Raw genomic sequence first — 11,044 nt, forward strand, 5'->3', positions numbered from 1 at the left:
GCTGGTTGGTGGGCGTCTCCAAGAAGAACTGGTAACCGCGCCCGTGCAACACACGACGCAGCGCCTGCGCGGTCTCGATCGCCTGGCGACCGATCTCAAAATACAGGCCGTCGGTAAAGAGCGCCTCAAACTGCACACCCGTCAGGCGGCCTTTGGCGAGCAGTGCGCCATGCTGCTTAATACGCGGAATGGGATGCGCCGGAGCGTGCATGCCGCAAAACACCACGGCCTCGCCGCACAGAGCGCCGCACTTGGTGCCACCGATGTAGAACACGTCGCACAGCTGCGCCAGCTCGGGCAGGGTAATGTCGCACCCATCGGCCGCCAGCGCATAGGCCAAGCGCGCACCATCCACAAACAGCGGAATCTGGCGCTTCTGGCACACCGCATGAATCGCCGCGAGCTCGGCCTTGGAGTACAGCGTGCCGTACTCGGTCGACATGCTCACATACACGGCGCCCGGAAACACCGTGTGTTCGTAGCTCTCGTTTTCGTAGAACACCTGGATATAGTTCTCGAGATCCTCGGCATGCATCTTGCCCTCGTAGCCGGGGATGGTGAGCACCTTGTGGCCGCCAAACTCGATGGCACCCGCCTCGTGGCAGGCGACATGGCCGGTCTCGGCGGCAACAACGCCCTCGTAGGGCGCAAGCAGCATGTCAATCACCGTCGCGTTGGCCTGTGTGCCGCCCACCAGGAAAAATACATCGGCATCAGGAGCCTGGCAGGCCTCACGGATAAGCTGCTTGGCACGCTCGGTGTGTGCATCGGTACCGTAGCCGGGCTGCGGCTCCATATTGGTGTCGACGAGCGCCTGCAGCACTGCCGGATGTGCGCCGTGGGAATAGTCATTGTTGAACGCGAGCATGATAATCCTCTCTAGCCGGGCACGAGCCCGATGATTCAGATGGGGCTATTGTACGCCGCCCGGATAGGCAATGCGCGCGGCAAGGCACTCAAGCGCCAGCACCAGGGCAAAGCCGCAGCTCACGTCACTCAAAAAGTGCGCGCCGATCACGATGCGACCAAAGGCGACGAGCGCCGCGACCACAGCCGCCGCCCAAAAGATCACGCGGCGACGCGAAGGTTTTTCCTTAAAGGCTGCCGCGGGAAGCCCGGCGAGCATAAGGCCGATCGCCGCATGCGCGGTGTGCCCGCTCGCGAACGACTTGAACCCGTCCTTGATCACGCCGGCGGCGATATAGGTCCACTTGTCGGGATTGCCGATTACCCACCACGGCTGAAAATTGAGCCCCGGCGTGACCTCGATCACGCGCATGCGCGGGCGCGACCACAGCGGCTTGACGATCACGTTGAGGATAATGGCCTGAGCGACCCACACGGCAAGTACCATCAACGCCCAGCGCGTGAGCTCGTCGGGCGCGGTGTCGCGCGTAAGGCGATAGGCAATAACGTTAACCGCAATGACCAGCACAAACGTCAGCACCAGCTGAAACGCGATGAGCTTGCCGCCGACGCGCAGCGATCCGATAATCTCGTAGCCGACCAGACCCACGTTGATCAAAACGCCCAGCGCAGCGAGCCATTTGCTCCCCCTGGAATCGGGGCGTGCCGAGCGCACGAGCATAACGCCTGCGATGCTCGCCGTCAGCTCGAACGGCAGCTCGCCGGCCGCCTCGACAAAGCGACCGTACATGCTGCCGATGTTGAACAGCGCGCTCGAAATCTGATAGTCGAAGAAACTGCCCACGCCCAGACAAAGACACAGGACAACCGCGATAATGGCGACGTCTTTCTTATAGATGTATCCGAACATGCTTTCCTTTCGATGGAACCAGAGTGCCCAAATGGGGCGTTTGCAGCGTCGACCCGTTAGTCGTCGTCGCTCGCACCCAACTGCTGCAACAGCATGAGTGCCGCGGCCACGGGGCCGGTACCGTCGTTGGCGTCGAGACCGCGACCCAGGCCGCTGCCCGCGCCGGCGCCCGCCTTGTAGGGCACCGACAGTTTGCGGCTCTTGGGGAAGCTCACCGCGCCATAGCGGGTCTTTAGCTCAAAGGCCACCTTCTTGGGCACGTCGACGCCCAAAAACGTGATGCGACCGCCGCTGAGCGTGACGCTCTCGAGCCCCAGGCGCTCGCCGCGAATGCGGATTCGTGCGCGATTGAACAGGTTGAGTCCTGCCAACGGCAGCTCGCCATGCGCGGCCTCGGTCTCTTCCTGCACCTCATCGATGCTCTCCAGGTCCTCGGCCGCTGCGAGCCTGCGGTACACGAGCACGCGCTGATCCACCGCCGGCAGGTACTCCTCGGACAAGAAGTAGTCGGCCGGCAGGTTAATGCCCACGCTTGCCGCCTCCACGCCGGCATCGTCATCGCCGCGCGCCTCGGCTACCGCCTGGCCCAGCATCTGCGTAAACAGGTCAAAGCCCACGCTCGACAGGTTGCCGTGCTGCTCGGCGCCCATAAGCGAGCCGGCACCACGGATCTCCAGGTCGCGCATGGCGATGCGCATGCCGCTGCCCAGGTCCTGGAACTCGGAAAGTGCGGTCAGGCGCGCTGTCGCCTCCTCGGTGAGTGGTAGCTCGCCCGGGAACATAAAGTACGCGTAGGCCTGCGTGGCCGAGCGGCCCACGCGGCCCTTAAGCTGGTAAAGCTGTGCCAGACCCAGACGCTGCGAGTCTTCGATGATCAGTGTGTTGGCGGTCGCGTTGTCGATGCCGCTCTCCACGATGGTCGTGGCGATGAGCACGTCGATCTTTTTGGTCGCGAACTCGATCATCACGTCCTCGACCTCGCGCGGGCTCATCTTGCCGTGCGCCACGCCCACGCGCGCCTCGGGCGCGGCCTCGTGCACGCGCGCCACGGCGTCGTCGATAGTCTTGACGCGATTGGACACGTAATACACCTGTCCGCCGCGGCCCACCTCCAGACGAATCGCCGCACTCACCACGTCGGGGTCGTACTCCCCCACGTGCACAATGACGGGACGACGCCCGGTCGGCGGCGTGGTGATCAGGCTCATGTCGCGCACGCCGCTCGTGGCCATCTGCATGGTTCGCGGAATAGGCGTTGCCGAGAGCGTGAGCACGTCGATTTGCTCGCGCAGGTTTTTGAGCTGCTCCTTGTGCTGCACGCCAAAACGCTGCTCCTCGTCGATGATCACCAGGCCCAGGTTCTTGGGGTTCACATCGGCCGAAAGCAGGCGGTGCGTGCCGATAAGCACGTCAATCGCGCCCTCGGCAAACGCCTTGAGTGCGCGCTTTTGCTGCGCCGGCGTACGGAAGCGGCTGAGAACCTCGACCTCAAGGCCAAACGGGGCAAAGCGTTCAAAGAACGTCTCGTAGTGCTGCTGGGCCAGAATGGTCGTGGGGCAGAGCACCATGACCTGGCGGCCGGAGTCCACGCACTTAAAGGCCGCGCGCAGGGCGACCTCGGTCTTGCCGAAGCCCACGTCGCCGCAGAGCAGGCGGTCCATGGGCTTGGGCGCCTCCATGTCAGCCTTGATGTCGGCGATAGCCTCCAGCTGGTCGCGCGTCTCGTCGTAGGGGAAGCTCTCCTCCATCTCGATCTGCTCGGGCGTATCGGGCGGGCAGGCGATACCGGTAATCGACGAGCGACGCGTATACAAATCGACCAGGTCAAACGCCAGCTTTTTGGCGTTCTTGCGCGCCTTGTTGGTGGCACGTGTCCAGTCGGCGGTGTTGAGCCTGGTCAGGCGCGGCTTGTCGCCGTCGGGGCCAACATAGCGCGTGATGCGGTCGACCTGCTCGAGCGGCACGTAGAGCTTGTCGCCGTCGGCATATTCCAGCAAAAAGTAGTCGCGTTCCTTGCCGCCCACTTCCTGGCGCGCGATCTCGCTAAAGAGCGCGATGCCATGCGTTGCGTGCACCACGTAGTCGCCCGGCTTAAACGGGAAGGTGATCTGCGTAATGTCAACCTTGCGGCGGCTGCGCGCGCGATTGGCATCCATGCGGGCGTTGAGGTCGGCGATCGAGAACACGGCCAGGTTGGCATCGGGCACCACCACGCCCTGCGGCAGAGCGGCATCGACAAAGGTCACGCGTCCGCGCGAGATGGTGGGCACGGCGACACCGGCGGCAGCCTGGGCGGCACCCGCCTCGAGCGAGCGGGCGTTAAGCGCGTCGGCCTTGCGCTCGCGAATGGAAGCATGGGCCTCCTGGCGGGCGGCACGGTCGGCAGAATCCGCCGCCACGCGTACACGGTCACCGATAACACCGGCGTTTTCGGGCGCGGCCGTCAGTGACTCCTCAAAGGTTATGCCCTCGTCGCCAAAGGTGAGCTCCATCGACTCGCGCGCACCGCGGTCGGGGATGGCAAACACGCAGGCATAGCGCTTGCCCACGACCTCCTGGATACGCGTCATAAAGCGATTGTCCGAGCCCGCAATGGCCGGCTGCTCAATCTTGAGCTCGGCCGTCACCGCACCACCGGCACGGATGAGGCTCACATAGTTCAGGCGCTGCTGGGCACCAAAATCGAGCTGTTGGGCACGCACGTACAGACCATCCAGGCGGTCAATCCCTGCCTCGCCGGCACGCGCCTCGATATCCTCGTAGGCGCGCAGACAGTCGTCGAACAGCGAGCGCGGCTCGGACAGGACCACGAGCGCCTTGCCGCTCACGTGTGTCAGCGGGCTCACGGTCTGGCCGTACATCACCGGCAAAAAGCGGTCGAGCTCGGGCGTGACGATGCGCGCATCCACCATCTCGAGCAGCGCCGCCAGTTTGCTGTCGTCCTGGCTGGCGCGATAGAGCGCCACATGCATGTTGTGGACCGCCTCGTCGGTAAGCGCCAGCTCGCGGCACGGGAAGATCTCGATACTGTCCTCGTTGCCGATGGTCTGCCCCGTTGAGCTCACCATGCGGCGGATGCGGTCAATCTCGTCGCCAAAGAACTCAATGCGCACGGGCGCTTTCTCTTGTGCGGGGAACACCTCGACGGTGTCGCCGTGAATGCGGAACAGACCGGGCGCATCAGCGGCGCCGGCATTGGTGTAGCCCATGCCCACCAGGCGATGCGGCACCTCGTCAAAAGGAATCTCCTCGCCCACCGCAAAGGTCGTGGACTCCCAGTAGTGGCTCTCGACCGGCGGCACGCAGCGCAGCAGCGCGCGGGCCGAGGCAACCATGATGCAGTTGTCCCCGCGCACGATGCGCCCCAGAGCCTCGCAGCGCTGCGCCACCACGGCATCGTCGGGCGCCTGCTCGCGCCACGGATAGTCCTTGCGCTCGGGAAAACGGCACACGTGCGCCAGGCCCACGTAGGCGGCAAGGCTGCGCGCGGCGCGATCGGCCGCATCCTCGCCACTCACAATGTAGACCGTCGGGCGCGGACGGCGCGCAAACTGGGCGGCCGCCATAAGCGTGCGGCCCGACTGCGACACGGCCAGCGTCACGTCCTCGCCGGCATCGAGTCCGGCCTCGACGGTCTGCAGCGCCTCGGCAGTGTAGAGCTGCGCGGCTATACGGTGAATGAGCATGCTGTTCCTCCGGCATCGCAACGCCAAAAGCCCGCCGGGGCAAGCTCGGCGGGTCGTACGTCAAATACATTGTCTGTCATGGTAGCGCATGGAGAGGACTCCGGCTCAAGGGCAAACCCAGCCCCGCAAAAAACGCCAGACGAAGATGCGTTCCGCCCTACCCCGCTACGCGCACGCTGGGGCACAAATCTGCCAGCGGGCACTCGTCGCACTTAGGTTTGCGAGCGTCGCAGATCTCGCGGCCAAAGGTGATCCACTGGTGGTTGACCGACTCCCAATACTCGTGCGGCAAAATCTTGAGCAGATCTTGCTCGGTCTTGAGCGGCTCTTTGGCATGCGTCTTGGGGCTCAGCATCAGGCGGTGCGCGATGCGGTTGACGTGCGTATCGACCGCGATGCCCTCGACAATGCCAAACCCCACGTTGAGCACGATGTTCGCCGTTTTGCGCCCCACACCCGGTAGCTTGACGAGCTCCTTCATGTCGGCCGGCACCTCGCCGCCGTAATCGGCAACGATCATCTGCGCGGCCTCCACGGCGTGCTTGGCCTTGCTCTTATAAAAGCCGAGTGACTTAATGGTGTCGGCCACATCGGCCACGCTCGCCCCCGCCATGGCCTCGGGCGTGGGCCACTGGGCAAACAGCCGCGGCGTCACCTTGTTGACCTGTGCATCGGTCGTCTGCGCCGAGAGCAGCACCGCGATGAGCAGCCTAAAGGGATTCTCGTGGTCCAAAAAGCACTCAACCGGGCCATAGCGACGGTTGAGGCGCTCGCACACCTCAACGGCGCGCTCGCGTTTGGCGGCATTGGTCTCGCGTGGCATAACGACTCCTCGGCTCGGCAGAAACATAACTTCACGGAAACGATTGTCCCACGTACGGGGGCCTTAAGCCTCCAAAAATGCGCCGGTCTGGCGGCCCCACAGGCTCGCATACTCGCCGCCTGCCTCGACAAGCTGCGCATGCGTACCGTCCTCGACAATCTCGCCGTCCGCCAGCACCACGATGCGATCGAGCGCCGCCACGGTGGACAGGCGATGCGCCACCACAATGGAGGTGCGACCGCGCATCAGGTTCTCGAGCGCCTCCTGCACCAGCGCCTCGGACTCGCTGTCGAGGGCAGACGTCGCCTCGTCGAGCACCAGGATCGGCGCGTCGGTCAGGATAGCGCGGGCGATGGCCACGCGCTGACGTTGGCCGCCCGAAAGCTTGACGCCGCGCTCGCCCACCATGGTGTCAAAGCCGTTGGGCAGGCGGTCGATAAACTCGGTCGCATTGGCCAGGCGCGCGGCCTCGCGAATCTGCTCGTCGGTTGCGTCGGGGCGGCCGTAGGCGATATTCTCGCGAATGGAGCGATGGAACAGCAGCGCCTCCTGCGGCACGTAGGCAACCTGGCGGCGCAGGCTCTGCTGTGTGCAGCGCGAGACATCCTGACCGTCCACGAGTACGCGGCCGCCCTGAACATCGTCCAGGCGCAGCAGCAGCTTGGTGAGCGTCGTCTTGCCCGAGCCCGATTTACCCACCAGGCCCACGCGCTGGCCCGCCGGCACATGGAGCGTCAGGTCGTCGAACACGCTATCGCCCGCCGCGGCGTCACGGTACGCAAAGCTCAAGTGCTCAAAATCAATTGCGCCCTCGCGCACCTTGAGCTCGGGGGCGTTCTCGTCGTCTGCCACCAGACGCGGCTCGTCCAGCACGCGCGTCATCTCTGCCGCATCGCCCAAAGCGCGGTTAATACGCTGCATCATGGAGCTCACGTAGTTCAGACGCATGGTGAGGTTATAGGTGTAGGTAAAGATCATGACGAGCGAGCCGGCCGAGATGCCAAACCACGCGTTGCCGCCCGCCACGAACACACTCACCACGGCCATGGTGATGACGATAAGGCCCGAGGTCGTAAAGTTGCGCTGCATCATGGCGTGCATCGATACCGTTTCGGCATCGCGCGCGGCACGGTCGGCGGCATCGAACAGATCGCGTTCAAAGTCCTCTCGCCCGCAGGTCTTGACGGCCAAGATGTTCGTTACCGCATCGGACAGCACACCCGAGAGCTTATTCTGCGCGGCGGACGTCGCGGCCGAAAGTGGCATGATGCGCTTGTACATAAGCCAGACAAACGCAATGTAGACGACCATGATGCCCACCAGGATCACGGTAAATGTGGGCACCACCGGAGCGAGTGCGGCCACGGTGCAGATGACCGAGGTGATGGTGGGGATGAGCGAATACACCGTCACGTCGACCAAGCCCGTATAGCCGCTCATAAAACGGCTTGTCTGGCTCACAAGCGATCCGCCAAAGCGGCTGGTATGGAATGTCATGGATTGGTTGGAGAGCGTGTCGAAGCACAGACGCGCCAGGTGATAGTTGCCCGCAATCTCGAGCTTGTAGACGGTGTAGTCCTGCAGCTTGGAGAGGATTTGACCCACCAGGTTAACGAGCACGAGCGCCAGGATATAGGGGCCGAAGACCTCAAACACCTGGTCACCCGCCACGGGACCGGCTTGAATGCGGTCGACAATGAGGGCCATCACATAGGTATTGGCAAACGTCAGCAAAAAGATGTAGCCCGCCGACGAGAGCACCGAGAGAAAGACAATCAGCGGCTGCGTGCGCGTGACACCCCAAAACCGCTGCAACGTGCGGCGCACGGTGGAGCGGCTGAGCGGGCTGGTGCTTCTCTGAGACATGGGCTTCCTTTCGCATCTGATAGGGCGAAACGCCATTGTTGCACATTGAAGCGCACTTCAGGCAAGCGCGATGCGAAAAGCGCCCGCGCCGTGCTTGCGCAGGCGCCCCGCCGTCAGATGCAGCTAGTCCTCGTCTTTTTGGTCTGCGGGCAGGTCTGCGGACTCCAAGCCCAAAATCGCGTCGGCCTCCCGCGCGTCTTCCAGCGCGTCGATGTCCTTGAGTTTGCGCTCCATGACGTTGGTGCGCGTGGTAATGATGCCCTCGACCGTTTTGCCCGCGGTCTCGATCTGCTGCTGGGCGCGGCGCAGCGCCGCCTGATAACGCGGCAGCTCGGCCTTGACGGCGGAGAGCACGCGCAGTACGTCGTCGGTACGTTTTTGCAGCCTAAACGTCTGGTAGCTCATCTGCAGGCTGTTGAGAATGGCGGCCATGGTGCTGGGGCCGGCAACGTTGACGTGATAGTCGCGGCCCAGGGTCTCAATAAGCCCGGGGCGACTGACGACCTCGGCATACAGGCCCTCAAACGGCACGAACATAATGCCAAAGTTGGTGGTCGCGGGTACGCTCAGGTACTTTTCGCAGATGTCTTTTGCCTCGCGCTTCACCATCATATCGAGCGCCTTGCGCGCAGCGGCAACGGCCTCCGCGTCGCCCGACTCCTGCGCGTCGAGCAGGTGCTCGTACGCGTCGCCCGGAAACTTGGAGTCAATCGGCAACAGCACGGGGTCGCCCTCGTCCACCGGCAGCTTGACGGCAAACTCAACGCGTTCCGAGGCGCCGGGCTTGGTGGCGACGTTTTCCAGATACTGGTCGGGCGTGAGGATGTCCGCCAGGATCGCGCCCAGCTGCACCTCGCCCAAAATGCCACGCGCTTTGACGTTGCCCAGCACGCGCTTAAGGTCGCCCACGCCGGTGGCGATAGATTGCATATCGCCCAGGCCCTTATACACGGCCTCGAGCTGGTCGCTCACCTGCTTAAACGATGCCGACAGGCGATCGTTGAGCGTACGGGAGAGCTTCTCGTCCACCGTCGCACGCATCTGATCGAGCTGCACGTTGTTGTCTTTGCGGATGGCGCCCAACTGGGCATCGACCGTCTCGCGCACCTTGTCCAGGCGGTGCTCGATGCCTTCGCGGTTGGCGCCAAGCTGTTGGGCCGTCTCGCGGCGCAGGTCATCCATACGGTCACCCGCCTGCGAGAACTCGCGCGCAATGGTCAGGTAGCGCTGCTGCTCTACGGCGGCGTCGGTGGTCTGCTGCTGCGCGATGGCATTGGCCGTGCGGCGGGTTTCGGCCAACGCGACGTTCAGGGTGTCGAGCGTGCTGTTAGCCTGCTCGAGCGCTGCCAGCGTTTCCGCGCTACTGTCGCCACGCTCCCGCAACTCGGCACGCAGGCTCTTGAGCTGGAGGGCGCAAGCCACAGCAACCCCCACCGCCACCAAGGCGATCACAACAAGCACAATATCAATAGCAGACATAAACTCCGCCCAACAAACCCAATCGAGCACCAATCAAAACCGCGATCAATCTTACCCTGCCACACGCACCGGGCGCCCGGCCCCTTCTTGGGTGCTTCTCTCCTCCGCATATTCCATAATGCGACGCGCTGTCTTCCTGCTCACCTTCGAGTCATCACCGGCTAAGTATGCGTACACGTTTCCCTTATTCAGATTCAAATCGCGGCAGAGACCGTAGCGCGTTACACCCGATTCCTCCAATGCTTTAAGTGTTCTCTTTCTCATCAGGGCGTTCACCCTTCTGTCGGCCGCTGGCTTTTCTTTCACCCCTCTATACGCACGCCAAACGTTGGCGTAACGATTGGGGAGCTTATCCTCGGAGCATAGAGATGCCAGGCTACTCGCTTGGCCATACAGAGACAAAACACCTCGATAGCCCTCTTCCATCCACGAGCCCTCGGATAAACCCAGAACGTATTCGGCCTTACCCTGCGCCAAAGCGAGCAAAAACAGAGGCTCCGCCACACGCGGCTCAACCGTTGTTGCCTGCTTTACAAGCTTCCTAAAACTCAGCGACTGCTGTCCGGACAGCTCTCGGCAATAGCCTTTCAAAAATCCCTCAAAAGTCAGATTCAACCGAGCACCTCCTTTTTGTATTACCTGTATCCCTTATTATTATTCATCTTCAATAATACTATTCAGTCGCACGACAGGACCCACAGGATGCAAGAATCCTACTCGTGGCGAGAATCCCTACACCCTAGAAGTCCTAATGTGACAAACGCTAACTCTCCCAGCCGGCGCGGATGGTTGTTATGACGTCACCTAAGCGCTGGCCTAGGGCCGCTAGATGCTGGAGCACCTCGTTGGGCGATGCGCCGTTGAGGATGCACGTGAGGGCATACGACGCCAGAAAGATGGCCGCAAGCCCCAGCGGGATGAGCATGATCATCGCCAAGGTGCGCAGGCGCTGGCCCACGCGGCGACGACGCGCACGACGCTTGTCGAACGCGAGCTCCTGCGCATATGAATCTTGCTGTACGGAATAGGCCTCTGGTGCCGATTCACACCCGGGCACAGCTGCAGGTACAGCAGCGGGCACGACATTTTGCGCAAAGGGCTGGACTGCCGCCCCTTGCATTTGCATCTCCATGAGTCGTTGCTGCTGACGCAGCATGCGCTCAGCTTGTTGCTGCGGAGTCTCAAGAAACAAATCCATGCTGGCCTCCAAAATCGGAGCATTCGACGCTTACGCCCAGCATCCCGCACCGCCATGACCGCGACAACGCAATCCGTAGCAATAGCCGCAAAGTTTCTTGTTGACAAAAGCTGTCGAAAACCTCAACAACTCCCCTACCAGCACTTTCTCTGAGCTTTTTTCGCCAACAATCTTTTGGCCTTCCACCCTTACGCCAACTGACCAAAATCTAACCA

The 11,044-nt window shown here is 62.5% G+C and carries 9 protein-coding genes; all 9 read right to left on the reverse strand.

The genetic code is table 11. From position 1 onward, the window contains the following. Window positions 1–868, reverse strand: an 868-nt coding sequence (locus DXC67_RS03930; RefSeq protein WP_117637446.1) for a low specificity L-threonine aldolase, incomplete at its 3' end; no start/stop codon positions are given. 45 nt (window positions 869–913) lie between these two features. Then, window positions 914–1,777, reverse strand: coding sequence for a phosphatase PAP2 family protein (locus DXC67_RS03935; RefSeq protein ID WP_117637437.1), 864 nt, complete (start codon window positions 1,775–1,777; stop codon window positions 914–916). Between the two features lie 56 nt (window positions 1,778–1,833). After that, a complete protein-coding gene (mfd, locus tag DXC67_RS03940) occupies window positions 1,834–5,463 on the reverse strand; it encodes a transcription-repair coupling factor (RefSeq protein WP_117637438.1) in 3,630 nt (1,209 codons plus the stop codon). A 157-nt stretch (window positions 5,464–5,620) separates the two neighbouring features. Continuing rightward, window positions 5,621–6,286 (reverse strand): endonuclease III, encoded by a 666-nt coding sequence (gene nth, locus DXC67_RS03945; RefSeq protein ID WP_117637439.1) that lies wholly within the window; start codon window positions 6,284–6,286, stop codon window positions 5,621–5,623. A gap of 63 nt (window positions 6,287–6,349) precedes the next feature. Further along, complete coding sequence (locus tag DXC67_RS03950) at window positions 6,350–8,152, reverse strand: ABC transporter ATP-binding protein (protein WP_117637440.1); 1,803 nt, start codon at window positions 8,150–8,152, stop codon at window positions 6,350–6,352. A 123-nt stretch (window positions 8,153–8,275) separates the two neighbouring features. Beyond that, window positions 8,276–9,631: a DNA recombination protein RmuC gene (locus DXC67_RS03955; protein ID WP_117637441.1), complete on the reverse strand. Its 1,356-nt coding sequence runs from the start codon at window positions 9,629–9,631 to the stop codon at window positions 8,276–8,278. A 51-nt stretch (window positions 9,632–9,682) separates the two neighbouring features. Continuing rightward, window positions 9,683–10,246, reverse strand: a complete 564-nt coding sequence (locus DXC67_RS03960) for a transcriptional regulator (RefSeq protein ID WP_117629046.1) — start codon at window positions 10,244–10,246, stop codon at window positions 9,683–9,685. A 148-nt stretch (window positions 10,247–10,394) separates the two neighbouring features. Further along, entirely contained in the window at window positions 10,395–10,829 is a 435-nt protein-coding gene (locus DXC67_RS03965) for a hypothetical protein (protein ID WP_117637442.1), read from the reverse strand. 30 nt (window positions 10,830–10,859) lie between these two features. Further along, a partial coding sequence (locus DXC67_RS10570; RefSeq protein ID WP_233503151.1) for a hypothetical protein occupies window positions 10,860–11,044 on the reverse strand: 185 nt, incomplete at its 5' end.

The sequence above is a fragment of the Collinsella sp. TF07-1 genome (genome assembly GCF_003437235.1).
Taxonomy (GTDB): domain Bacteria; phylum Actinomycetota; class Coriobacteriia; order Coriobacteriales; family Coriobacteriaceae; genus Collinsella.